The organism is Flavobacterium macrobrachii (genome assembly GCF_014486675.1).
GTDB classification, from domain to species: Bacteria; Bacteroidota; Bacteroidia; order Flavobacteriales; family Flavobacteriaceae; genus Flavobacterium; species Flavobacterium macrobrachii.
The window spans coordinates 40,309-65,604 of the sequence record NZ_JACTAC010000004.1 but is presented as its reverse complement, the minus strand read 5'-3'; the positions used below and the strand labels follow the sequence as shown (position 1 = coordinate 65,604).

General features: G+C 33.1%; 19 protein-coding genes. 14 read left to right on the top strand and 5 right to left on the bottom strand.

From position 1 onward, the window contains the following. Positions 1 to 634: 634 nt before the first annotated feature. On the top strand, positions 635 to 2,785 hold the full coding sequence (locus tag IAI56_RS02190; protein WP_187656304.1) for a S46 family peptidase: 2,151 nt from the start codon (positions 635 to 637) through the stop codon (positions 2,783 to 2,785). Positions 2,786 to 3,124: 339 nt separating this feature from the next. Here the strand turns inward: IAI56_RS02190 and IAI56_RS02185 are convergent, their stop codons facing one another. Continuing rightward, positions 3,125 to 9,616: an alpha-2-macroglobulin family protein gene (locus IAI56_RS02185; protein ID WP_187656303.1), complete on the bottom strand. Its 6,492-nt coding sequence runs from the start codon at positions 9,614 to 9,616 to the stop codon at positions 3,125 to 3,127. 360 nt (positions 9,617 to 9,976) lie between these two features. On the opposite strand from IAI56_RS02185, the gene IAI56_RS02180 reads away from it, so the two are divergent. Continuing rightward, a complete protein-coding gene (locus IAI56_RS02180) occupies positions 9,977 to 10,621 on the top strand; it encodes a tetratricopeptide repeat protein (protein ID WP_239107001.1) in 645 nt (214 codons plus the stop codon). Positions 10,622 to 10,708: 87 nt separating this feature from the next. After that, positions 10,709 to 12,064: a UDP-N-acetylmuramate--L-alanine ligase gene (locus tag IAI56_RS02175; RefSeq protein ID WP_187656301.1), complete on the top strand. Its 1,356-nt coding sequence runs from the start codon at positions 10,709 to 10,711 to the stop codon at positions 12,062 to 12,064. A 248-nt stretch (positions 12,065 to 12,312) separates the two neighbouring features. Here IAI56_RS02175 and IAI56_RS02170 read toward each other — a convergent pair whose 3' ends face one another. Continuing rightward, a complete protein-coding gene (locus IAI56_RS02170; RefSeq protein WP_187656300.1) occupies positions 12,313 to 12,921 on the bottom strand; it encodes a DUF1287 domain-containing protein in 609 nt (202 codons plus the stop codon). Between the two features lie 52 nt (positions 12,922 to 12,973). On the opposite strand from IAI56_RS02170, the gene radC reads away from it, so the two are divergent. The 3 genes from radC to IAI56_RS02155 are packed head-to-tail and all read left to right on the top strand — an operon-like array spanning position 12,974 to position 15,087. Further along, positions 12,974 to 13,663, top strand: a complete 690-nt coding sequence (gene radC, locus IAI56_RS02165) for a RadC family protein (RefSeq protein ID WP_187656299.1) — start codon at positions 12,974 to 12,976, stop codon at positions 13,661 to 13,663. Positions 13,664 to 13,666: 3 nt separating this feature from the next. After that, on the top strand, positions 13,667 to 14,350 hold the full coding sequence (locus IAI56_RS02160; protein WP_187656298.1) for a YjjG family noncanonical pyrimidine nucleotidase: 684 nt from the start codon (positions 13,667 to 13,669) through the stop codon (positions 14,348 to 14,350). A gap of 2 nt (positions 14,351 to 14,352) precedes the next feature. After that, the gene (locus IAI56_RS02155; RefSeq protein WP_187656297.1) at positions 14,353 to 15,087 is read left to right on the top strand and encodes a hypothetical protein; all 735 of its coding nucleotides are present in this window, start codon (positions 14,353 to 14,355) and stop codon (positions 15,085 to 15,087) included. Between the two features lie 33 nt (positions 15,088 to 15,120). On the opposite strand, the gene IAI56_RS02150 is transcribed toward IAI56_RS02155, so the two are convergent. Then, positions 15,121 to 16,398, bottom strand: coding sequence for a replication-associated recombination protein A (locus tag IAI56_RS02150; protein WP_187656296.1), 1,278 nt, complete (start codon positions 16,396 to 16,398; stop codon positions 15,121 to 15,123). Between the two features lie 316 nt (positions 16,399 to 16,714). Here IAI56_RS02150 and IAI56_RS02145 point away from each other — a divergent pair, with 316 nt between their 5' ends. After that, positions 16,715 to 17,506, top strand: coding sequence for a rhomboid family intramembrane serine protease (locus IAI56_RS02145; RefSeq protein ID WP_187656295.1), 792 nt, complete (start codon positions 16,715 to 16,717; stop codon positions 17,504 to 17,506). A 137-nt stretch (positions 17,507 to 17,643) separates the two neighbouring features. On the opposite strand, the gene rlmB is transcribed toward IAI56_RS02145, so the two are convergent. Both rlmB and IAI56_RS02135 read right to left on the bottom strand, forming a co-directional pair. Beyond that, positions 17,644 to 18,378 (bottom strand): 23S rRNA (guanosine(2251)-2'-O)-methyltransferase RlmB, encoded by a 735-nt coding sequence (gene rlmB, locus IAI56_RS02140; protein ID WP_187656294.1) that lies wholly within the window; start codon positions 18,376 to 18,378, stop codon positions 17,644 to 17,646. A 52-nt stretch (positions 18,379 to 18,430) separates the two neighbouring features. Further along, positions 18,431 to 20,020: a BamA/TamA family outer membrane protein gene (locus IAI56_RS02135; RefSeq protein ID WP_239107000.1), complete on the bottom strand. Its 1,590-nt coding sequence runs from the start codon at positions 20,018 to 20,020 to the stop codon at positions 18,431 to 18,433. Between the two features lie 263 nt (positions 20,021 to 20,283). On the opposite strand from IAI56_RS02135, the gene rpsL reads away from it, so the two are divergent. The 7 genes from rpsL to rplW all read left to right on the top strand — a co-directional run bounded on the left by rpsL (position 20,284) and on the right by rplW (position 25,294). Further along, the gene (rpsL, locus tag IAI56_RS02130) at positions 20,284 to 20,667 is read left to right on the top strand and encodes a 30S ribosomal protein S12 (protein WP_007136570.1); all 384 of its coding nucleotides are present in this window, start codon (positions 20,284 to 20,286) and stop codon (positions 20,665 to 20,667) included. A gap of 25 nt (positions 20,668 to 20,692) precedes the next feature. Beyond that, complete coding sequence (rpsG, locus tag IAI56_RS02125) at positions 20,693 to 21,169, top strand: 30S ribosomal protein S7 (protein ID WP_187656293.1); 477 nt, start codon at positions 20,693 to 20,695, stop codon at positions 21,167 to 21,169. Positions 21,170 to 21,179: 10 nt separating this feature from the next. Further along, positions 21,180 to 23,336 carry an elongation factor G gene (gene fusA / locus IAI56_RS02120; RefSeq protein WP_187656292.1) on the top strand — a complete coding sequence of 719 codons (2,157 nt, stop codon included), beginning with the start codon at positions 21,180 to 21,182 and terminating at the stop codon, positions 23,334 to 23,336. An 11-nt stretch (positions 23,337 to 23,347) separates the two neighbouring features. Continuing rightward, positions 23,348 to 23,653 carry a 30S ribosomal protein S10 gene (rpsJ, locus tag IAI56_RS02115; protein WP_026710316.1) on the top strand — a complete coding sequence of 102 codons (306 nt, stop codon included), beginning with the start codon at positions 23,348 to 23,350 and terminating at the stop codon, positions 23,651 to 23,653. Positions 23,654 to 23,749: 96 nt separating this feature from the next. Further along, positions 23,750 to 24,367 (top strand): 50S ribosomal protein L3, encoded by a 618-nt coding sequence (rplC, locus tag IAI56_RS02110; RefSeq protein ID WP_162126315.1) that lies wholly within the window; start codon positions 23,750 to 23,752, stop codon positions 24,365 to 24,367. Next, on the top strand, positions 24,367 to 24,996 hold the full coding sequence (rplD, locus tag IAI56_RS02105) for a 50S ribosomal protein L4 (RefSeq protein WP_187656291.1): 630 nt from the start codon (positions 24,367 to 24,369) through the stop codon (positions 24,994 to 24,996). The genes rplC and rplD overlap by 1 nt, the downstream gene beginning before the upstream one ends. 7 nt (positions 24,997 to 25,003) lie before the next feature. Then, entirely contained in the window at positions 25,004 to 25,294 is a 291-nt protein-coding gene (rplW, locus tag IAI56_RS02100) for a 50S ribosomal protein L23 (protein WP_187656290.1), read from the top strand. Positions 25,295 to 25,296: the final 2 nt, after the last annotated feature.

The following is a 25,296-nucleotide window of genomic DNA, read 5'->3' as shown; positions in this document are numbered from 1 at the left end:
TCGGTATTTCCGACTATTAAATTTTTTTTATTTATTTATTGTAAAATTTTAAAGTAAAATGTATTTACACAAAAAAAAATGTAATCAAATATTTGCAAATATAAATTTTTTATAACAAGTTGTTGATAGTGTACTAATTTTTTCTACAATACATTTTATGTAATAATTAAAACCAATATTTTTTTAGTAAAATCATTTTTGCTTTTTTATCAAAATATTATTGGTTTTAATTATTACTTACTCTTTAACCAGAACAAATTTTATTCTCAAAATGAACTATTTTAAGTCGTCAACGGATAATTTTATGTCGTCACCGAATGATTTTATGTTGTAGAAAAAATAAAAAAAGTCAAAAAAATAATTTAAAAATAGGACAGTAAATTATTCTTTAAGTTTAATGTATCTTTTAAACACTAATAGATTGTTTTTTACACTACAACGGCAGAGAATTTTTGAGATAGATTTTTTTTGAAATAACGATAAACTAAATCGATTTCGTTTTAACAAAATTTTAAATTCATTTCGTTAAAAAAAAGTATCTTCGCACCACTATTAGTTTGGTTTCAAAGTGTAACATTTTGAAAATATTTTAGACTATTAGTGTTCAAACAATTACTAATTATATTTTTTTACAATGAAAAAAATTATTTTCTCCTTAATTGCAGGGATTATGCTTATGCCAATGAGCGTAAAAGCTGACGAAGGAATGTGGTTTTTAATGTTTATTGAAAGATTAAACCACCGCGACATGCAAAAGATGGGCTTACAACTTACAGCCGAAGAAATCTACAGCATCAACAACCACAGTTTAAAGGATGCTATCGTTCAATTTAACGGAGGTTGTACTGCTGAAATCGTTTCAAAAGATGGTTTAGTATTAACCAATCACCACTGTGGATACGATGTTATTGCTGAACTTTCATCAGAGCAAAAAAATTATTTAAAAGATGGTTTCTGGGCAGCAAATAGAAAAGAAGAAATGAAACCTTCAAATCTTTTTGTTCGTTTCTTCGTTAGAATGGATGACTGTACTAAAAGAGTTTTGGCAGTAGTAACTCCAGGAATGAGCGAAGCTGATAGAGAAAAAGCAATCAATGCAGAAATTGCAAAAATTGAAAAAGAAAACAACGAAGGTGGAAAATATACCGTATCCGTTCGTCCTTTCTTTCAAGGAAATGAATACTACTATTTTGTGTACCAAGATTATAAAGACGTTCGTTTAGTAGGAACGCCACCAGAAAGTTTAGGAAAATTTGGTGGTGATACAGACAACTGGGAATGGCCACGTCACACGGCAGATTTCTCTATGTTCCGTGTGTATGCAAACGCTGATGGTTCGCCAGCAGAATATTCAGAAAACAACGTTCCTTTAAAACCAAAGCACTATTTACCAGTAAACATTGGTGGTGTAAAAGAGAACGACTATGCTATGATTTTAGGATATCCAGGAAGAACCAACCGTTGGATGCCAGCAAGCGGAATTGAGCAAAACGTGAAGTTTGCTTATCCTGCTTGGGTTGAAGGTGCAAAAACAGGTATGGACGGAATGAAAAAATACATGGATCAAAGCGAAGCAATCAATTTAATGTATGCTTCTAAATATGCTAGCACGGCCAACTACTGGAAAAACCGTCAAGGAATGATTGATGCATTATCAAAATTTGGTACAGCTAAAACAAAAGCAGCACAAGAAAAAAAATTCAATGCTTGGGCAAACAAACCAGCAAACAAAGCAAAATATGGAACTGCGGTTGACAACATCAACAAGTTTTATGCGTTAACTAACGAAAAATCAAGACACGACAACTATATGATGCAATTGTTCAGAACGACTTCTTTTGGAACTATCGGAAGAACATTAGGTCGTCAAATGGATGCTTATGTAAAAGCAGATGCTGCAAAGCGTGCTCAACTTGCTCCAGCTATCGAAGAAATGGCTACTGAAATGTACAAAGAAATTCACATTCCAGCGGAAAAAGACATACTTGCTGCTCAGTTAAAATTATATGCTACAAAAGCTACAGGTTATGCCATTGCACCATCAGTTAAAAAACTGGCTGAAGAAAACAACAACGATTTTACAAAATATGTAAACGCAGCGTTTGATTTAAGTATCTTCACTTCAATGGATAGAATTAAAGCGTTTTTAGCTTTACCAAACCAAGCAATGCTTGAAAACGATCCATTATACACGTTAACGAATGATATGTTAACGCATTACAACACAAAATCAGACGAAATTGCAAAAGCACAAAACGATTATTCAGCAGGATTCCGTCTTTTAGTAGAAGGTTTGAGAGAATCTAAAATTGGAACTATCAAATATCCAGATGCTAATTCAACATTACGTTTAACGTATGGAAAAGTTCGTTCATTACCAGCAGACAAGCGTAATGATGCAACTATCAATAACTACACAACTTTAGCTGGACAGGTTAAAAAGTACAAAAAAGGTGATCAAGAATTCGACTTACCAGTAAAAGTTCTTGAAATGCAAAAGAACAAAGACTATGGTCGTTATGCTGACAAAGACGGTTCACTTCACGTGAATTTCTTGACTGACAACGATATTACAGGAGGAAACTCAGGTTCGCCAGTAATCAACGGAAAAGGAGAATTAATCGGTCTTGCATTCGACGGAAACATCGAAGCAATGGCAGGTGACGTAATCTTCGACGCAAAATTACAAAGAACCATCAACGTAGATATTCGTTACGTATTGTGGGTAATCGAGAACTTCTCGGGCGCAAAACACATCGTTGACGAAATGACATTGGTGAAATAATCCAACCTGAAAGGTTTTCATAACCTTTTTGGTTTAAACCATAAACTCCGAACTAAACAATTAGTTCGGAGTTTTTTTATTTCTAAACCTGGCAGGTTTCAATAACCTGTCAGGTTTAAAGCCAACTGTAAAAGTAATTTGGAGCGAATCGTTCGGGATGTATCAGCAATCCATTTTCCCGCTTTCCGTTTCAATCTTTTTATTAATTGCCACGGGTTTAAACCCGTGGCAATTAATAAAAAGGATTTCCACTACAATCGGGGCTAAACGGTATTTGTATTGATTTTTTGTAAACATTTAAACCTAACAGGTTTCAAAAACCTGTTAGGAATTATATATTTATTCCACAACTTTAATCTTGATATTTTCCGAATGACTAGAAAATTCTGGCGCATACATACTTTGCAACGTAGAAATACCATTATTAAACGAACCCAAATTGGTCACACGTAAATCATATTCCAAAACATAAGTTCCTTTGTTTAAAACATCAAAAAAGAAATGCGTAGCAACATCTTTCGTGCTTTTATAATAACTACAATTGCTGCTTGATTGATATCCCGAAATTACATCTACAGGTTCTAAACACGAAGCTCTTAAATCTTTTAAATGCACAAACTCCAAATTGTTTTCGGTTTTAATGATTAGTCTAACGGTTAGTAAATCGCCAACTTTTAGTGTTTCATCCGTAACGCTAACCAATTCATCGCCTTTGGAAGTTTTTATTTTTTTGAATAATTTTTTATCAATAGCAATCGCTTGAGTGGAATCTTTTTTAATGTTTTCCAAACTTTCAAAATATTGCCAATAAACGCCACCAAATCCTGGTGCAGACGTTTTATTGTTTATTGTAATCGTTCCCATTTTTGGAGTTATTTCATCAGCTGTAAATTGAACTTTTAAATAACCGGTTTGTTGTTCTTCGTCTTTGGAAATTAGTTTTTTAGTGAGCAGTTTTTCGTCACCAATTGTAATTTTGGTATTTTCTTTTAACGACGTCCAATCACTTCCATAGTTGAGCAATGCATATACGGCTTCGGTAGTCGATTTTGTAGTTGACCATTTATCCGTTTGCTTATTTTTAATCAACCAAACTTTCATTGCATCAATCATTTCTTTGTTATAATCTATTTCGGCAAAGGCTTCAATCAATAACGCTTGAGTTTCAATACTTGATTGATACCAATAACAACCTGAAGTATTTTCTATCCAATACATTCCAATTTCATCATTGTTAGAAACTGTTTCTTTCAGGCTAGAGATGATTTTTTTGGCAAAAGCTTTTTCGTTAAATCTATTCATGATTAAAGCCAACAAGCCTTTTTCATAAAGCGAATAATTCAACCAATCTTCTTTCGAATGTTTTAATTGAAGTTGAATTAAAGAATCGCATTTTTTGGATAAAGGATATTCATTTATGTAAAAACTTCTGGTATATAAATAGTTCAGGTTAACGGTTTCGGGACGGAAAATCTTTTTGTTTTTGGAATAAACCGAAACAAATTGTTTGTCCAAATTCGGAATTCCTTTGGAAACAATCGTTTTGTATTTCAAGCTATCGTTTGGAAATAATTTGTTCAAATGACCAATTCTCGAAAGAATGTGCTGCGAAATATATCGGTTTTCCGTTCCGCCACTAAACCAAGGAAATCCACCCGAAGGCAACATTTTTTCTTCCAGTTTTTTCAAAGATTTTTCGTTGTTTTCTTTCAGTGTGTTCAAATCCATTAAAATCGCTAATCGTTTGTTTTTCTCTTCGTCACTTTCAGCATCAAGCAACCAAGGTGTTTCGGCTAAAACAATAGATTTTAGTTCTTCATTCATTGCTAATTTACTGGCAACCGATTTAGTGTTTTGCCATTTTTGGAATAATTTTTCAATTTTTGGATTAGAAGAAATAATTTTTTCCGCAATACAATTGGCATAATATTTTGCAAAAGTTTGTTCGGCACAATCGTGTTCATACGTCATCAAATAAGGCAACGATTGCAACGCTATCCAAACAGGATTTGAAGTGTATTCAAACGTTAACGCATGGTTTTGTAGCGTGGTTGACATGTTATTTTTTAAATTAGCCAAAGTAAATTCGCGCTTCGAGTTGCTTTTTACCCAAACAGGAATACTTTCAGTAATCAAGATTTTATCGGTTAGAACCGGAAGAATGTTTTCTTCGCCATCGCTAACATTCCCCGATTTGGCTATTACTTTGTAACGCAAACCTTGAATGCCATCAGGAATGGTTATTGTCCAATTGACAACTACGCTTTGTTTGGGTTTGCAATTGAATATTTTAACATTGTTTGTATTCATCGTTAACGTATCAATTGCTTTGTTAGTTGCTGCATCAAAAAGAAGCAGAACAGCATTTCCTGATTTGGTTTCATTGGTCATATTAACCACTTTAGTTGCTAGATTGATAACATCTTTTTCTCTCACAAATCGAGGCATATTTGGCATAACCATCAAATCTTTTTTCGAGATAACATCCGTCTGAAAATAGCCTGTTTCCGTCTTTTTGTTGTGCGCAAACATTCGCAAACGCCATTTTGTCAACGATTCTGGTGAAGTAAAACTGAAATTGATATTTCCTTTGGAATCGGTGGTTAGGTTAGGGAAGAAGAATGCTGTTTCGTTAAAATTAGTTCGGGTTTTTACTTGTTCCAAGGCTTGCAATCCATTGTTAGTATTGACAAGAATTACACCATTTACACCACGCGAACCATAAAGCGATTTTGCCGAAGCATCTTTTAAAACCGCCATATTTTTAATATCGTTTAGATTTATTTTACTAAATTCTTCTTCTGTCATTGGAACGCCATCAACCACAAATAAAGGTCTAGCATTTTCGTCATTGGAATTATTTCCTCGTATTATAACTCTTGCAGCAGCACCAAGTTTTCCACTGGCTGCTACAATTTGTATTCCCGAAGCTTTCCCTTGCAACATTTGATCTAAAGAAGTTATAGCGTAATCATCTTCTATAATTGTTCTTACGGCACTTACATAATTTTCTTTTTTTTGTGTAGAAAAACCAACAACCACAACTTCTCGCAAACTTGCACCTTCATCTAAAGTAACATTGATGTTTTTTTCTTTTTCATATTTTATAGAAATGGCATTATAACCAGTAAACGAAATATCAAGACTTTCTCCAGCTTCCATTTCAATTTCATAATAACCGTTAAAGTCAGTTTGTGTGCTGCGAGTTGTACCACTAACAATTACATTTGCTCCGGGAAGTGGTCCAAGTTTATCGGAAACTACCCCATAAACTGTTTTGGCATTTTTTGGAACCGTAGCAATTGGTTTTACAGAGTTTAAATATCGTTCGTTTGCATATTTGTTTTTTCCATTGAAGTCAAATCCAAACCAGTTTAATTCAGGATTTGGAGTATAGGTTTTGTAATATTTTGTAATAAGATAGGCATTGTCAAAACGGATAGTGTTTTCATATCGATTTGGTCTTTGGTAGATTACACTTGGATGCGATTTATGGTTGTAAAATGTGATTTTATCCCAATCGGTTGTAGCAAATTGATCCAGCGAAGTATCATACATACTGGCTAAAACTTCGGATTGCAACTTGGAATTTTTTATTAAAAACGACCAATTTTCATTGCTTCCGGGTTCAATTTTATTGCGCATACTGATGACTTCAAAATCGAGTTTGGTTTCGATTTCGTCTTTTGAAATGGTGATTTCGTCTGCAAAATAATTGTTTTCCCATAGCGTAGAAAAATGAAAATTAACATCAGTAGAATAACTATTTTTTTTAGGGAATTTGACTAGCGCAGAACCATTTTTTAATTGGATTACAGTTTGTGATTGGTTTTTTTCATCGGCATACATTCGAGATGTAATAAACAAATCAGGAATAACAGATTGAATTTCGAAGACAAAATTGTTTTTATCGCTTTCAATTTGATTAAGAGTGAAAAGCTTTTCCTTGTTTGCCATTTTCTTTGTTGATAGCAGTTCAAAGAAAGCTTCTGTGGTGATTTCGTTTCCTTTTTGGTCTTTGGCTTCTACCAAAATTTTATATTTTTTTGGTTCAAAATCCTTTAGAAAATCCAAATCTATTGTTGTTGAATTTTCGGTGTCAAAAGGAATGGTTTTTATTTTCTTTTCTACAATTTCAGTGTCTTTTTTATCAAAAGCTTCGTATGGAAATAATTTTTCAAATTCCGTTTTGCTGATAGAATGCAACTCAGGAAAAAGCTCTCTTTTAATTAGAAAATGATTTTGATTTTGTGCTATAAAAGTGATAGTTCCTTTTGTTTTTATTGGAAAATTATTTAAAGTAGTCACTTTAATCTGCAAGGTGTTTTTTTCTTCTTGTTTTAATTGTGAAGCAACAATACAGCTTAATTTTAGCATTTTTTGTCCAACAACCATTGAAGATTTTTTGGTTCGAGTTTCACCATTCAAATCGGTGATTTCGGTTTCGATGGTGTAGTTTATTGTTTCCACTTCAGAGACAGAAATATTGTCCGTAGAAGCAATAAATTCTATTTTGAAATTTCCATTTTCATCGGTTGTGGTTTCATCAAAAATCTCGTCTTCATCATCATTGAAATATTGATTTTTTTTGCGGAAACTTTTGGTAACGTTATAATCAACTGTAGCGTTGGTTAGATTGCTTCCAGCAAGTGTTTTGGCATTTCCTTTAATAGTTATTTTATCGCCAATAGTATAATTTTCGGTGATTTCGTCAAAAGTAATTTCAAAGGTTGGTCGTTTGTATTCTTCAACTTTGAAACTAAATTCAGGATATTCATCATAATCTACCTTATCCCAAAACAAATGTTCGTTTTCTTTTTTGTCGTAATATTTTGTGTCTATTTCAGTATCATCTGGTTCTTCTATTGAAATAGAAAATTCTCCAGTTAAAACATTTTTCGGAATATCATATTCGCCAGTGAAACTTCCAAATTCATTGGTTTGGATATCAAATGTTTTAACTTCATTGTCATTAGCATCAGAAATAATAACATGAACAGTCAAAAAAGGAACAACGCTTTTTACGTTATTTTTATTTTGAAATATATAACCTTTAAAAAACACTTTTTGTCCCGGACGATAAATTGCTCTGTCAAAGAAAAGCATCGATTTTGCTTCATATTTTTCGTTGTCATTATTGAGTTTTACTGATTTATAATAAGAGTGAATTAGCGTATCTTTTTCTTTGGTAAAAAGCAATTCAGAATAACGATTTTGATAAGAATCATCTACTGTATTAAACTTAACTTCTCCATTTTTATTGGATTTTTGTGTTTCGGTGTCGTTTTTTACGGTTACATTTTCAAGCGGTTGACCAGTTTTTCGGTTTAAGATATAAAAGTTATCCAAGTCATTTTTTTGTTCTTGAACGAACTCAATATTTGAAACTTGCATTGTTTTATAGGCAAAGTCTTTTCTTATTTTATGATGCGGATTTTTAGTTTCACAAAATATTAAGTATAATCCAATGTCTAAATTATCCATCAAAATTTCGGTGGAATATTCAAAATAATCCGATTTTGATGGTAACGTTTTCAGAGTAGAAAGTAAAGGTTTGTTGTTTTTAATGTAAGCTAAAACCAATGAATCTCTGTCGATTGATGGTGAGTTTGTACTTCTGTAATAGTAATTGTATTTTGATTCAAGTTTGTTGAAAATAGCCAATGGAATTTTGTAGTAGCTGACCTGTAAAGTGTCAACGTTTTTGTATTCTACAAAGGCACGATAGTTTTGATTAGGGTAAATTTTGCCAGTAATAGTTAGTGAAATTTCCTTTTTCAGAATATCTGATTTTAGCGATTCGGCTTCCGCTTTAGCATTTGGATTATCTCTTCGGTTTAAAATGGTATCGACAAGCGTTAAAACTTTTGGATAATGATTTTCGTTTTTTTCTTTAGAAGAAATTGAAAAATAATATTTTGCCACGTCAAGTTTGATGTCTTGTAGCAAATATTCGTTCTTTGTTTTGCTTTCTAAATCGGTTAGTTTTGAAAAATATATAGTTTTATCATTAATGTAATTGTAAAACTTTTTCATTCGATTGTATTGCAATACATGAATGTCTTGGTTGTTGTTTTTTAGGCAATATTTTTCGTTGTTTTGGAAAATTTCAATAATCATTTTCAAATTTCCATCTGAAATAGTATCAGTTTTAAAGGCAACAAATTCATCAGAATTCTTGATTAACTCAGTGAAAATAGCTTTGTATTTTTCATTATGCAATGAATATGCGTTTTGAAAATGATAATCAATTACCTTTTTTTGAAGAAAATCATACAAACTAATCGATTTTCCATCTGTGAAAGGCGAAATTTCAAAAATACTTTCAAAATCTTTCAGTTTAGTTTTATGAAGTTGGTCTTCGTCTGTTAGAAGAGTAGCAAAGGTTTTGCTGATTTCTTTTTGAAAATCATTCTTTGTCCAAGTTTTAAAATCTTTTGAATTATTGTTTTTTACATCGGTTCGGTTATCAATTGCGTATCGATTATTTTGATAGTAATTAGATAGTATCGAAGCATAGATGTAGTTTAGAATTGCCTTTTTACTATCTGTAGAATTTTTAATTTCCTTAGTTAGATTTTCAATAACTTTTACCTGATAATTTTCGTCATTTACTTGCAAGAATTTTGATTGATAGAAAAAACATTTAATGATTTGTTCATTAATTTTTTTACGTTTAGCTTTTTTATAAATAGAGTTTACCGCTTCGTGAGCACTTTTAATTTTGCCGTCCAATTCAAATTGAATGACTTCTTTCCATTCACTTTTAAAATCTTGAGCAAAGATAAATGAGCAACAAAAAAAGACTAAAGTCGTAAAAATATGTTTCATAAGAATGTGTTTTCTATCTATGATAGATACTAAAAATAGTAAAAAGGTTGGAAACACTTGTAAATAACAATGATTTTATTTAAAAGAAGTAAAATAATTCTTTTGGAGCGAATCGTTCGGTATTTATCAGCAATACATTTTCCCGCTTTCCGTTTCAATCTTTTTATTAATTACCACGTTTTAAACCCGTTGCAATTAATAGAAGGATTTCCACTACAATCGGGGCTAAAAGATAAACGAATTGATTTTTTGTTAACTTCTTCATTACATACATTAAAATCCAATTCCATTTTATTATTTTTGAAAAAAAAATAAAAGATGAAAATGCTACCTTTTTTATTTCTCCTTATATCAATAAACATGATAGCACAATCGGACTTTGAAAAGGCCGAAAAATTATTCGACCAAAAAAAATGGGAGCAAGCTAAACCATTGTTTGAAATCCATTTAAAAATTAGTCCAAGCGATCTAAAAACTATAGAATATCTTGGCGATATTGCTGGACATTTACAAAATTGGGACAACTGTATCTACTACTATAATAAGTTAAAAACACTTAAACCATCAGAAGCAAATTATTGGTATAAATATGGTGGCGGACTAGGTATGAAGGCTTCTCTAAAGAAAAATATGGAATCGCTTCGAATGGTTTACAAAGCGCAAGAAGCATTTGAAAAAGCCATAGAATTAAATAAAAAACATATTGATGCTCGCCATGCTTTAGTAACTTTATATCTACGATTACCAGGGATTTTTGGTGGTAGCGAGCGTAAAGCACAAAAGTATTCTGATGAATTAATGTCACTTTCAAAAGTCGATGGCTATTTGTCACAAGGTTATATTGATGAATACTTCGATAGAAATAAAAAAGCTGAAATAAGTTACATAAAAGCACACGAAATTGGTAACTCTAAAACCACGTTTCAAAAATTATATAATTTATATTTGAACAAATTAAAAGACAAAACCAAAGCTACTAAGTTAAAAGAACAATTCGAAAAGTAGGTTAAAAGGTTATGGGTTTATAAGTTTACAAGGCATTGTGTCTAAAATTCATAAACTCATAAACTCATAAACTCATAAACTTTACAAATGAGAACACATTTCATAGCCATTGGCGGAGCAGCCATGCACAATCTAGCACTAGCATTACACAATAAAGGATACCAAGTTACAGGAAGCGACGACGCGATATTTGAACCATCAAAATCACGTTTAGAGAAGAAAGGTTTATTGCCAGTTGAAATGGGTTGGTTTCCCGAAAAAATAACTCAAGATATTGAAGCCATTATTTTAGGAATGCACGCCAAAGCAGACAATCCCGAATTATTGAAAGCAAAAGAATTAGGTTTGAAAATCTACTCTTATCCCGAATTTTTATACGAACAATCTAAAAATAAAACCCGAGTAGTAATCGGTGGTTCGCACGGAAAGACTACCATAACTTCAATGATTTTGCACGTAATGCATTACCATAATATCGAAGTAGATTATATGGTTGGAGCGCAACTTGAAGGTTTTGATACAATGGTTCATCTTACAGAAACCAACGATTTTATTGTTCTTGAAGGCGATGAATATTTGTCCTCTCCAATAGACAGACGACCTAAATTTCATTTGTATCAACCAAATATCGCATTACTTTCTGGAATTGCTTGGGATCATATTAACGTGTTTCCAACCTTTGAAAACTACGTAGAACAATTTGAAATTTTTGTAAATCAAATAACGAAAGGTGGAATTCTGGTTTATAATGAAGAAGACGAAACCGTTAAAAAGGTTGCCGAAGAAACTACAAATACCATAAGACGTTTACCGTATGCAACACCTAATTATTCCGTTGAAGACGGAACAACATTGCTAGAAACTCCAGAAGGACCAATGCCAATAGAAGTTTTTGGCGCGCACAATTTAAACAATCTTGCTGGAGCAAAATGGATTTGCCAAAATATGGGTGTTGACGAAGCTGATTTCTACGAAGCCATTGCCAGTTTTAAAGGCGCAAGCAAACGTCTAGAAAAAATTGCCGAAGGAAAAGGAAAAGTAGCTTACAAAGATTTTGCTCATTCACCAAGTAAAGTTTCTGCAACTACCAAAGCAGTTAAGAATCAATATCCAGATAGAACTTTGATTGCATGTTTAGAATTACATACTTATAGTAGTTTGAACGCAGAATTTCTAAAAGAATATCAAAACGCACTTGACGCAGCCGATGTTGCTGTAGTTTTTTATTCGCCCGATGCTGTAAAAATCAAACAATTAGAAGAAGTAACTTACGATCAAATTGCGCAATCTTTCCAAAGAGAAGACTTAATTATTTACACCAATCCAGCTGATTTTAAAGAGTTTTTATTTAGTCAAAACTTTGATAATTCAGCATTATTATTAATGAGTTCTGGAAATTACGGCGGATTGAATTTTGATGACGTTAAAGGATTAATGAAGTAAAGATGTTTGAGAAAATTATCAGCATACTAGCTTTAATTATTTTTATAATAGAAATAAAAACGAGTATAAGGTATTTAAAAGAAAAGTGGTTAACATTTATAAATTTAAATGAAAGCCATTTAAACAGATTAGTAGCTGTTACTATTTTAGTAATTTGTTTGGTAATTATTGCCTTTCTATTGTTTGTGTCTTTTACAATTGTTTTAGATTGGATGAAAGTTTTTTAAATCATTAGAAAATCGCTAATCTTAATTCTTATATAGAAAATGCCCAACAATTTCATAATTAAACAAACAATCTTCAAGCACTTGTCCGCCACCAACATTGTGAACTAAAAGTGGTCGTTTTCCATCAGAAGATTTTTTATGAGTAACAATTCCAATGTGAGGTAATTTTCCGCCAATCATCCAAGTAACCATTTCGCCAGTTTTATAATCTGAAGCATTTTTAGAAATAGGTAACTTTTTACCTTTTCGTTCAAAAAAAACTTCAAGATTTGGAACTCTTCTGTGGTCAATATTCGTATCTGTTTTTTTCAAACCCCATTTGGTTGGATATTTTGAAAAATTAGCTTTCATATCTTCGTGAACTTCTTTTTGCAAATCAATACTAAGTTTTCGATAAGCACGAATGACAACATCACTACAAACTCCGGTTTTTGAAGGAACATCACCATTTGGATATTTTATCGAAACATAATCTGGTGTGTAAACAATACTTTCATCAATGATGGAAATGGCAGCATTGGAAAGTTTTTCTTCAAATATTTTTGGATTAGCTATCGTTTTAACTTCTTTTTGATTTTGACTGCATGTAAAAAACGCCAATCCAATTAGCAAAAAATAAAATCGTTTCATATATTTAGCTTTTTATTTACAAAACGTAATAATCACTTTTTTAGTATAACATTTGGAACAAAATTTCTCCATAAAAAACTGGGCTGAAGACGATAAGCCACGTGAAAAGCTAATGCTTAAAGGCAAACAAGCTTTGAGCGATGCTGAGTTGGTAGCTATTCTTATTGGTTCAGGAAGTCGAAACGAAAGTGCCGTTTCACTGAGCAAAAGAATCCTCGCAAGCGTTGATAACAATCTAAATGCTCTAGGCAAACTATCGTTAAAACAATTGATGGAGTTTAAAGGAATAGGCGAAGCAAAAGCCATTTCTATCGCTGCAGCATTAGAATTAGGACGAAGACGTAGAGCAGAAGAAACAGTTGAACTTAGCAAAATAACTTCAAGTAAGGCTGTTTTCGAAATTATGCAACCCATAATTGGCGAATTGCCACACGAAGAATTTTGGGTATTGTATCTCAATAATTCCAATAAAGTAATCTATAAATCACAACTGTCCAAAGGCGGAATTACAGGAACTATTGTTGATGTTCGATTAATTTTTAAAACCGCTTTAGAGAATAATGCCACTTCCATAATTTTAACACACAATCATCCTTCTGGAAAGTTACAAGCCAGTGATGCCGATAAAGAAATCACCAAGAAATTAAAATTGGCAGGTGAGCAACTTGATATTAGAGTACTTGACCATATTATTATCACAGAAATTGGATTTTACAGTTTTCAAGACGAAGGAATTTTTTAAAATATGAATACCATTACCGATATATTTTTTGACCTCGATCATACGCTTTGGGATTTTGATAAAAATTCTGTTTTAGCATTTGATAAAATTTTTAAAGCCAATCATCCAACGATTGATACCAACCAATTTGTAGAAATTTATGCACCAATAAATCAAGCTTGTTGGAAGTTGTATCAAGTCGATAAAATTACTCACGAAGAACTACGTTATCAAAGATTAAAGCAAACATTTGACGTGTTGAATTATACCATTTCAAATGAAGAAATCGACCAAATTTCAGTTGATTACATTGAGTTTTTGCCAGATAACAATTTGCTTTTCGATGGAGCAAAAGAACTTTTGGAGTATTTATTTTCCAAATACAATTTGCATATCATAACCAATGGTTTTGCCGAGGTTCAATCCCGAAAGCTTAAAAACTCAGGTATTGAAAGCTATTTTAAAACCATTACCAACTCCGAAAAAGCTGGAGTTAAAAAACCGCATCGAAATATATTTGAATTTGCCCTATCTTTGGCTAAAACAAATAAAGAAAACTCGATTATGATTGGCGATTGTATCGAAGCCGATGTTCAAGGCGCAATCAACTTTGGAATGCGAGCGATTTTATTTGACGAAAAAAATACAAATACTTCAAATAATGTTGAAAAAATCAACCATCTTTTGGAACTAAAAAAAATAATATAATTATGAAAAAATACCTTTTATTGATTGCCTTTTTTGTTTTCAGTACGACTATTGCACAAAGTGTTAACGACTATAAATATGTTGTAGTCCCTTCAAAATTCGATTTTTTAAAAGAACCAAACAAGTATAACATGAATACTTTAACGAAAATGTTATTTCAAAAATATGGTTTTGAAGTTTTCATGATGGATGATGCATTGCCAACAGAAATTGCTAATAATAGATGTAAAGCACTTTTTGCTGATGTTGTTGAAGACAATGGGATGTTAGTGACTAAACTTAAAATCGTTTTGAAAGATTGCAAAGACAATGTGGTTTATGAATCTGCTATTGGAAAAAGCAAAGAAAAAGATTTTCAAAAATCGTATACACAAGCATTTAGAGATGCTTCAAAATCATTTGAAACCTTAAATTACAAATACAATGGCGGTAATGAACTTTCAAATAGTACAGAAGAAAAATCAGAGCCAAAGCAAGAAAACAAAATTTACAGCCTTGAAACCAATCCAGAAAATCCTGAACTTTTCTTTTTTGCACAACCTATTATCAACGGTTTTCAAATTGTAAATAGTGATCCACGAGTAATCATGCGATTGTTCAATACTTCACAAAAAGGTGTTTTTATTGCAGTTAGAGGAGACGAAAAAGGAATAGTAATAACCAAAAACGGCAAATGGTTTTTTGAAAACTATGTCGATGGAAAATTAGTTTCAGAACCCATAAATATTAGGTTTTAACTTGAAACTTTAAACTCGAAACCCGCAACTTTTTTAATACCCATACTTATCCTTCCAGCGATTTTTCAAAAAAGTACGTAACTCATTCTCACGAGCATTGTTTCCTGGTTTGTAAAAAGCAGTTTGTTTAAGTTCATCGGGTAAATATTCCTGTTCCGAAAAATTGTTCGGATAATTATGCGAATATTGGTATTCTTCACCATAACCCAATTCTTTCATCAATTTAGTTGGCGCATTTCTTAAATGAATCGGAACCGATAAATCTCCAGTTTGTTTTACAATAGCTTGTGCTTCGCCAATGGCCATATAACTTGCATTACTTTTAGGCGAAGTTGCCAAATAAATAGCGCATTGGCTCAAAATAATTCTACTTTCAGGATTTCCAATGGTCGAAACCGCTTGAAACGTATTATTTGCCATAATAAAAGCTGTTGGATTGGCATTTCCAATATCTTCGCTAGACAAAATCAACATTCGTCTCGCAATGAATTTTACATCTTCGCCACCTTCAATCATTCGAGCCAACCAATAAACTGCACCGTTTGGATCACTACCGCGAATCGATTTGATAAACGCCGAAACAATATCATAATGTTGCTCGCCGGTTTTGTCATATAAAACGGTATTTTGCTGCACCAAATCCAACACTTTTTGATTGGTAATCAAAATTTCGTCCTCAGCGCTTGCGTTTACAACCAGTTCAAAAATATTTAATAGTTTGCGTCCATCGCCACCAGAAAGTCTTAATAACGCTTCGGATTCTTCGATTTCTATTTTTTTTTTCGCCAAAACACTGTCAATTTTCATTGCTCGGTCCAACAAAGCCAGCAAATCGTCTTTAGAAAACGGATTTAAAACATACACCTGACAACGTGACAATAACGCCGGAATAACCTCAAAACTTGGGTTTTCGGTCGTGGCACCAATCAAAGTAACCCAACCTTTTTCCACCGCTGCCAAAAGTGAATCTTGTTGCGATTTACTAAAACGATGAATCTCATCAATAAACAAAATCGGATTTTTTGCTGTGAATAATCCACCACTTTGTTTGGCTTTTTCAATCACATCACGAATGTCCTTAACTCCTGAATTTATCGCACTCAATTCATAAAACGGACGATTGCTTTGCTTCGCAATAATCTGAGCTAAAGTCGTTTTTCCCGTTCCTGGCGAACCCCAAAAAATCATTGACGGAATAATTCCTCTCGAAATCTGTTGCGTTAACGAGCCATTTTCGCCAACTAAATGTAGCTGACTAATGTAATCTTCCAATCGTTGCGGTCTGATGCGTTCTGCAAGTGGTGCTTCCATGGCGTAAAAATAAGGTTTTTAATTTTTTTTGGAGCGAAACATTAAGGCATTTTTTAAATCATTTTCCCGCTGTTCGTTTCAATCTTTTATGAATTGCCACGGGTTTAAACCCGTGGCAATTCATAAAAGGATTTCCACTTCCATCGCGGCTAGATCCAAACTTTTGGCTACTTTTTAAACTTTGTGAAATTTGCGCTTTCTTTGTGAACTTTGTGGTTAAAAATCAAAGTCAACTGACAAAATAGCATTAAATAATTTTTGGTTGTATTTTTGATAAACCATAAACGCACCAAACTAGTCTAAGTGTTTTAACATAATGCATAATAACGAAATCAACCATTTTAAATTTACACCTTCGGTTTGGATAGTACCAACATTTTTGTTGCTACTAATTTGGTTGGTGTTTTTTATTGAACATAAATTTAATATCAATTTAGTACAACACGGAATTTTCCCGAGAACGTTCTCAGGATTACAAGGTGTTTTGTTCAGTCCGTTTTTGCATGGCGATTTATCACATATTGCCAATAACAGTTTTCCTCTATTTATTTTAACGGCAGCTTTGATTTATTTCTATCGCGATATTTCGTTGAAAGTGCTTTTTTATGGCATATTGTTTTCGGGATTAATCACTTGGATTATTGGTAGAAGTTCGTATCATATTGGCGCTAGCGGATTAATTTATGTATTGGTTTCCTTCATTTTCTTTAAAGGAATGATGACGCAATATTTCCGATTGATGGCTTTGTCGTTGACAGTTGTAATGATTTATGGCGGAATGGTTTGGTATGTTTTTCCAAGCGAAGAACTATCGTTGGGAAAATCTATTTCTTGGGAAGGACATTTGGCTGGGTTTTTAACTGGTTTTGCTTTTGCGGTTTTGTTCAAAACACCCGATTATAAAGAATCCATAAAATACGAATGGGAAAAACCCGATTTCAATCCAATGGAAGATGCATTCATGAAACGATTTGACGAAAATGGAAACTTTGTAAATCCACCAAAACCAGAAGAACTTGAGGTTATTGAGGAAGAAGTTTTTCCGCCAAAAGTAAATTATATTTATGTTTTTAAACAAACCACAGACGATAACAAAAAAGCAGAATAGTTGTTTTTTTTTAGCCCCGATTGAAGAGAAAATAAAAAATGCTTCCATGGTTTGGAAGCATTTTTTATTGTAACGAAAAGCGGGAAAAAAGTTTATTGATAAAACCCGAGCGATTCGCTTCAAATTATCTTTAAATTTTAACTTCTTTGACGAACGGTTTCATACAAAAACGCGCCGCAAGCTACGGAAACATTGAGCGAACCGATTGTGCCGAACATTGGTAATTTTCCTTTGGCATCTACAATTTTTAAAACTGATGGATTGATGCCTCGATCTTCACTTCCCATGATGATGGCAACGGGTTCGTTTAATGAAATATTGTAAATACTATCTTCTGTTTTTTCGGTGGCAGCAACGGTTTTGATTCCGCTTCCTTGGAGGTAAAAAATGGCGTCTTTGATGTGGTCAACTTTGCAAATTGGCACATTGAAAACTGCTCCTGCAGAGGTTTTTACGGTATCACCATTTACTGGAGCCGAACCTGTTTTTTGAACTATAATTCCATCAACTCCTGTACATTCTGCTGTTCTGATGATGGCACCAAAATTTCGAGCATCGCTTAGTTGGTCAAGGATTAAAAACAATGGCATTTTTCCGCTCTCGACAACGCTGTCAACTAAAGTTTCCAGTTTTATAAATGATATAGGAGCAATGGTTGCCACTGCACCTTGGTGATTATTTGGTGTTAATCGGTTTAATTTTTCTACAGGAACGTAACTGAAATTGATGCTGTTTTTTTTCATCGTTTTCATTAATTCTTGCATCAATTCGCCTTGTGCATCGCTTTGAATAAAGACTTTGTCGATTTCTTTTCCAGCCGAAATGGCTTCAATTATTGCTCTAATTCCGAAGATTTGGTTTTCTTTTTCCATGCGGCAAAGGTAAACTTTTTTAAGAAGTATAAAAGGTTATGTGTTTAAGAGTTTAAAAGTTTGCTTTTAAGCTGATATGAACAATCGAATTAGATAGTTTTGCGGTTTGTTCTTTGGTGCTTCCGTTGGCATAAATTAGGTTGAATAATCCGTTTTTGGTTTGAAGTCCAATGCCAAATCCAAGTCCTAATAAAGTGTCGCCGGTATTCGAAGTGTTGTCTTTATAATAACCATAATCAACGATGGAATGTGCATAAAGACTAGGCGAAAGCACATAGCGATATTCGGTTAAAATGGAAGTCAATAGATTTCCTTGAAGTGAGTTTTCGTTGAATCCGCGAATGGAATTGATACCGCCAAATCTAAAAAGTTCGTTGACTAGATAGGTATTGCTTTGCAAATAGAAATTCTGCGATTTAATATTAATGATGTTTTTATCGTTTAAATAGAGATTATGCCTAAAAAGTAGATTTCCAAAAAACTGATTGGTGTTTTCGATGTTTGATTCTCGTTTTCCTGTTCCAAATTTGATTTCGAAAAAAGTTTTTTCAGGAAAAATAAAATCATCAATTTTGAAGTTGGTGTATTCAAATCCTGTGGTGTAAAATGTGCTTTCAAAATCGCTTAACGAGAAGGTGTTTGCGTTTTGAATATCGCTCGATTCATTGGACTGATAACCAATATAAACTTTGGTGGTGTAGTTGAAATAGTAACCTAAATCCAAAGCTGTTCGCGTATTTTGAAAAGTACTGTCTTGTTTGAAAATATTTAAATTGGCTTTTATTCCAAAAGGACTTTTGAAAATATATGGAATTTCGGCACCAAGGTTAAAGGTTCGTTGTTCTTGACCATCACTTTTCCAAAATAGCGAAAGTTTTTCGCCCGAATTAAGAACGTTGTTTAAAATAAGGTCGACATAACCGCTGAAAACCACTTTATCTTGCTCATCATTAGTAAAACCAATATAGCCGTCAAAAGAATTTGCTTTGGCTTTTTCTAAATAAACATATATTTTAGTAGAATCTTGAGTAAATAAAATTTCAGGATATTTGGTTTGTTTTACAAAACGGTATTTTTCGATGTCGTTGTTGATTTTTTCAAGTGTTTGTTGATTGAAAACTTTGTTTTTGTATAATCGAATTAAATACTTTTTGTGACTTTCCGGAAATTTATCAACGCCATTAATCACTATGTTGTTGACTTGTCTTTTTTTACCGGTATCGATTTTTAGATTGGCTTTAATAAAGTTATTTTCGCGTTCGATGTTTTCTAACGAAACTTTGCTCGTGGAATATCCTTTGACTTCTAGTTTTTTTATAATCGTATTCAGAAAAGCTTCGCTTTCGGCTACTTGAATTTTAATTGGATTCTCGTCAGGAAGCAATTCGTTAAATTCATTTTTGCTACCTATATATATATGTAATGATTTTATTTGTTTTCCAATGCTGTAATGAAATCTAAAAACCGAGTCGTTTTCTTTTTTGTTTTCCAATTCTTGAAAATGATAAAAACCAAGCTGCATGAGTTTTTTTGTAAACAGAGTATTTTCATCTAGAATGCTTTTTACACTCGAGTGTTTTGTTTTGTATCCAATAGAATCAATTGTTTTAACTTCATTTTCTTTGTCGGAAGTTATTTTCAAATAGAAATTTTGACCAAAGTGATTTTGGCTACAAAGAATAAAAAGGAGTATAAAAAATAATCTTTTCAATTTTTGATAATTGTCAGGTTTCAAATTAACGTAAAAAAATAAACTTTAGTATTAGAAAACAATCTAAAAATAATCTAAAAATAATCTATTTGAAAATTAATGAATTAAGATTTGTTTTGATGAAAATAATTACTACATTTGCAACCCCTAAAAATAGGGTAAATTTAAAACATAAGAAATTTTTAGTATTAATTATGCCAACAATTCAACAATTAGTAAGAACAGGAAGAACTCAAATCACTAAGAAGAGTAAATCGGTTGCTTTAGATTCTTGTCCTCAAAGAAGAGGTGTTTGTACGCGTGTTTACACTACTACTCCAAAAAAACCAAACTCTGCAATGCGTAAAGTAGCGCGTGTGCGTTTGACAAATGGAAATGAAGTGAATGCTTACATCCCAGGAGAAGGACATAATCTACAAGAGCACTCGATAGTATTAGTGCGAGGCGGAAGAGTAAAAGATTTACCAGGAGTTAGATACCACATCGTTCGTGGTGCGCTTGATACATCAGGTGTAGCTGGAAGAACGCAACGTAGATCTAAGTATGGTGCAAAACGTCCAAAAGAGGCGAAAAAGTAATTTTTAAAACTCAAAAGAAAAAGACATGAGAAAAAGAGCAGCAAAGAAAAGACCTCTTTTACCAGATCCAAGGTTTAACGACCAATTGGTAACACGTTTTGTGAATAACTTAATGTGGGATGGTAAAAAATCTACAGCTTTTAAAGTATTTTATGATGCAATTGATATCGTAGAATCAAAGAAAAACAATGATGAAAAAACATCATTAGAGATTTGGAAAGATGCGTTAACTAATGTTATGCCTCACGTAGAAGTACGTAGTCGTAGAGTGGGTGGAGCTACATTTCAAATTCCAATGCAAATTAGACCAGATAGAAAAATCTCAATGGCAATGAAGTGGATGATACTTTATGCCAGAAGAAGAAATGAAAAATCTATGGCTGGAAAATTAGCTTCTGAAATTTTAGCTGCGGCTAAAGAAGAAGGCGCTGCTGTTAAAAAGAGAATGGATACTCACAAAATGGCAGAAGCAAACAAAGCATTCTCTCACTTCAGATTTTAATATTTAAGAAATGGCTAGAGATTTAAAATTTACAAGAAACATTGGTATTGCGGCTCATATTGATGCTGGTAAAACAACAACAACTGAGCGTATATTATTTTATACTGGAAAATCACACAAAATTGGTGAAGTGCATGATGGTGCTGCAACAATGGACTGGATGGCACAAGAGCAAGAAAGAGGTATCACAATTACTTCAGCGGCTACAACTTGTGAATGGAGTTTTCCAACTGTGCAAGGTAAAACGACTCCTGAGTCTAAACCTTACCACTTTAATATTATTGATACTCCAGGACACGTAGACTTTACTGTAGAGGTAAATCGTTCATTACGTGTATTGGATGGGTTAGTTTTCTTATTTAGTGCTGTTGATGGTGTTGAGCCACAGTCAGAAACTAACTGGAGACTTGCTGATCAATATAGAGTTCCACGTATGGGATTCGTAAACAAAATGGACCGTCAAGGTTCTAACTTCTTAAATGTATGTCAACAAGTTAGAGATATGCTAAAATCAAACGCAGTTGCGATCACTTTGCCAATAGGTGAAGAAAATGATTTCAAAGGTGTTGTTGATTTAGTAAAAAATCAAGCTATTGTTTGGCATGATGCTACACAAGGTGCGACTTTTGACGTAGTTGAAATTCCAGCTGACATGGTTGCAGAAGTTAAAGAATACAGAGATATACTTATTGAAGCTGTTGCTGATTACGATGAAAATCTTCTTGATAAATACATGGAAGATCCAGAATCTATCACTGAAGACGAAATCAACAACGCTTTAAGAGCTGCTACAATTGACATGGCTATCATTCCAATGATTGCTGGTTCATCATTCAAAAACAAAGGTGTTCAATTTATGTTGGATGCTGTATGTAAATATCTGCCATCTCCTTTAGATAAAGAAGGTATAGAAGGTATTCATCCTGATGATGCTGATTTATTAGAAGAAGATCAAACAAAAATCTTACGTCGTCCTGATGTAAAGGAGCCGTTCGCAGCTTTAGCATTTAAAATTGCAACAGATCCTTATGTTGGTCGTTTAGCTTTCTTCCGTGCCTATTCAGGTCGTTTAGATGCAGGTTCGTATATTTTGAACACTCGTTCAGGTAACAAAGAAAGAATTTCTCGAATCTACCAAATGCATGCTAACAAACAAAATCCAATCGAGTATATTGAGGCAGGTGATATTGGAGCAGCAGTTGGATTTAAAGATATCAAGACTGGAGATACAATGTGTGATGAAAAACACCCAATCATTCTTGAGTCGATGAAATTCCCTGATCCAGTTATTGGTATCGCTATTGAACCTAAAACAAAAGCAGACGTAGATAAGATGGGTATGGCTTTAGCAAAATTAGCTGAAGAAGATCCAACATTTACAGTTAGAACTGACGAAGCTTCGGGACAAACGATTATCTCAGGAATGGGTGAGCTACACTTAGATATACTTGTAGATCGTATGAAACGTGAGTTCAAAGTTGAGGTAAATCAAGGTGAACCACAAGTTGAGTACAAAGAAGCTTTCACAAAATCAGCAACTCACAGAGAAACATATAAAAAACAATCTGGAGGTCGTGGTAAATTTGGTGATATTGTTTTCACGCTTGAACCAGCAGAATTAGTTGACGGAAAAGCTCCAGTTGGATTACAATTCGTTAACGCTGTAAAAGGAGGTAACGTTCCTAAAGAATATATTCCTGCAGTTGAAAAAGGTTTCAAAGAAGCTATGAAAACAGGTCCATTAGCTGGATATACTGTAGATAGCTTGAAAGTTACTTTGACTGATGGATCTTTCCACCCTGTAGATTCTGATGCTCTTTCTTTTGAATTAGCAGCAAAAATGGGATACAAAGAAGTAGCAAAAGCTGCTGGTGCTGTTATTCTTGAGCCAATCATGAAAATTGAAGTGATTACTCCAGAAGAAAACATGGGTGATATAGTTGGAGATTTGAATAGAAGAAGAGGTCAAGTAAATGATATGGGTGACAGAAATGGAGCTAAAACTATCAAAGCTCATGTTCCATTATCTGAAATGTTTGGTTATGTAACTACATTGAGAACATTATCTTCAGGTAGAGCAACTTCTACAATGGAATTCTCACACTACGAGCAAACTCCTTCAAACATATCTGAAGAAGTAATCAAAAAAGCAAAAGGTAACGCTTAATTTTTATCAAGATGAGTCAAAAAATTAGAATAAAATTAAAGTCTTACGATCACATGTTGGTTGATAAATCAGCAGAGAAAATCGTAAAAACTGTGAAAAGTACAGGTGCTGTTGTAACAGGTCCAATTCCGTTACCTACACACAAAAAAATATTTACTGTATTACGTTCTCCTCACGTTAACAAAAAAGCGAGAGAGCAGTTTGAAGTAAGTTCATACAAGAGATTGCTAGATATCTATAGCTCTTCTTCGAAAACTATCGATGCTTTAATGAAACTTGAATTGCCAAGTGGTGTTGAAGTAGAAATCAAAGTTTAAGTATACAATTTTCTGAAATGAGTATCAGGGATAATTTAATTTCTGATACTTATTTCTTTGTTGAAAAATAAAAATAAACATTAAATAATTATTAATATGTCTGGGTTAATTGGAAAAAAAATCGGCATGACAAGCATTTTCGATGAAAACGGGAAGAATATTCCTTGTACAGTAATCGAAGCTGGACCTTGTGTCGTTACCCAAGTCAGAACCAATGAGGTTGACGGGTATTCAGCTCTTCAACTTGGTTTCGATGACAAAGGAGAAAAACACGCTACTAAAGCTGATTTAGGTCACTTTAAAAAAGCGGGAACTTCTGCTAAGAAAAAAGTCGTTGAATTCCAAGGATTTGAAGAAAATTACAAATTAGGTGATAACATCACTGTGGAAGTATTCAGCGAAGGAGAGTTTGTTGATGTACAAGGTGTATCAAAAGGTAAAGGTTTTCAAGGGGTTGTAAAACGTCACGGTTTTGGTGGTGTTGGACAAGCAACTCATGGTCAACATAACCGTTTAAGAGCACCAGGTTCTGTAGGAGCATCTTCTTATCCATCACGTGTATTTAAAGGAATGCGTATGGCAGGAAGAATGGGAGGAGATAATGTAAAAGTACAAAATCTTAGAGTTTTAAAAGTAGTTGCTGAAAAGAATCTACTAGTAGTTAAAGGAGCAATTCCTGGACACAAAAACTCTTATGTAATCATTCAGAAGTAATGGAAGTAAAAGTTTTAGATATCAACGGAAAAGATACTGGAAGAAAAGTACAACTTTCTGATTCAGTATTCGGCATTGAGCCAAATAATCACGCAGTATATCTTGATGTTAAGCAATACTTAGCAAATCAAAGACAAGGAACGCACAAAGCTAAAGAAAGAGCAGAAGTTGCAGGTTCTACGCGTAAGATTAAAAAACAAAAAGGTACAGGTACTGCTCGTGCAGGTTCAAAGAAAAGTCCTTTGTTTAAAGGAGGAGGAACAGTATTCGGTCCAAGACCAAGAAGCTATTCATTCAAATTGAATAAAACAGTAAAAAGATTAGCTCGTAAATCAGCTTTCTCTATAAAAGTAAAAGAATCAAATTTAGTAGTTGTTGAAGACTTTAATTTTGAAACACCAAACACTAAAAATTTTATCAATGTTTTGAAAGCTTTAGGGTTAGAAAATAAAAAATCTTTATTTGTGTTGGGTGAATCAAATAAAAATGTATATTTGTCGTCACGTAATTTAAAAGCCTCTAGTGTTGTAATTAATTCAGAATTAAGTACTTACGAGATTTTAAATGCTAATAACTTAGTTCTTTTAGAGGGTTCTTTAGAAGGAATTGAAGAAAATTTAAGCAAATAATTAGACCATGAGTATCATAATTAAGCCTATCATCACTGAAAAAATCACCAAAGAAGGTGAGGTTTTCAATCGTTTTGGTTTTGTTGTTGACAAAAAAGCAAACAAAGTTCAAATTAAGAAAGCTGTTGAAGCTACCTACGGAATTTCTGTTGTTTCAGTTAACACGATGAACTATAGAGCTGATAGAACTACTAAATATACTAAAAGTGGTTTAATCAGTGGAAAAACGAATAGCTACAAGAAAGCTGTCGTTCAAGTAAAAGAAGGAGAAACAATAGATTTTTATAATAATATCTAATA

Coding starts and splice junctions, on each gene's coding strand:
- IAI56_RS02190 (WP_187656304.1), top strand. CDS start 635: ATGAAAAAAATTATTTTCTCCTTAATTGCAGGGATTATGCTTATGCCA.
- IAI56_RS02185 (WP_187656303.1), bottom strand. CDS start 9,616: ATGAAACATATTTTTACGACTTTAGTCTTTTTTTGTTGCTCATTTATC.
- IAI56_RS02180 (WP_239107001.1), top strand. CDS start 9,977: ATGATAGCACAATCGGACTTTGAAAAGGCCGAAAAATTATTCGACCAA.
- IAI56_RS02175 (WP_187656301.1), top strand. CDS start 10,709: ATGAGAACACATTTCATAGCCATTGGCGGAGCAGCCATGCACAATCTA.
- IAI56_RS02170 (WP_187656300.1), bottom strand. CDS start 12,921: ATGAAACGATTTTATTTTTTGCTAATTGGATTGGCGTTTTTTACATGC.
- IAI56_RS02160 (WP_187656298.1), top strand. CDS start 13,667: ATGAATACCATTACCGATATATTTTTTGACCTCGATCATACGCTTTGG.
- IAI56_RS02155 (WP_187656297.1), top strand. CDS start 14,353: ATGAAAAAATACCTTTTATTGATTGCCTTTTTTGTTTTCAGTACGACT.
- IAI56_RS02150 (WP_187656296.1), bottom strand. CDS start 16,398: ATGGAAGCACCACTTGCAGAACGCATCAGACCGCAACGATTGGAAGAT.
- IAI56_RS02145 (WP_187656295.1), top strand. CDS start 16,715: ATGCATAATAACGAAATCAACCATTTTAAATTTACACCTTCGGTTTGG.
- rlmB (WP_187656294.1), bottom strand. CDS start 18,378: ATGGAAAAAGAAAACCAAATCTTCGGAATTAGAGCAATAATTGAAGCC.
- rpsL (WP_007136570.1), top strand. CDS start 20,284: ATGCCAACAATTCAACAATTAGTAAGAACAGGAAGAACTCAAATCACT.
- rpsG (WP_187656293.1), top strand. CDS start 20,693: ATGAGAAAAAGAGCAGCAAAGAAAAGACCTCTTTTACCAGATCCAAGG.
- fusA (WP_187656292.1), top strand. CDS start 21,180: ATGGCTAGAGATTTAAAATTTACAAGAAACATTGGTATTGCGGCTCAT.
- rpsJ (WP_026710316.1), top strand. CDS start 23,348: ATGAGTCAAAAAATTAGAATAAAATTAAAGTCTTACGATCACATGTTG.
- rplC (WP_162126315.1), top strand. CDS start 23,750: ATGTCTGGGTTAATTGGAAAAAAAATCGGCATGACAAGCATTTTCGAT.
- rplD (WP_187656291.1), top strand. CDS start 24,367: ATGGAAGTAAAAGTTTTAGATATCAACGGAAAAGATACTGGAAGAAAA.
- rplW (WP_187656290.1), top strand. CDS start 25,004: ATGAGTATCATAATTAAGCCTATCATCACTGAAAAAATCACCAAAGAA.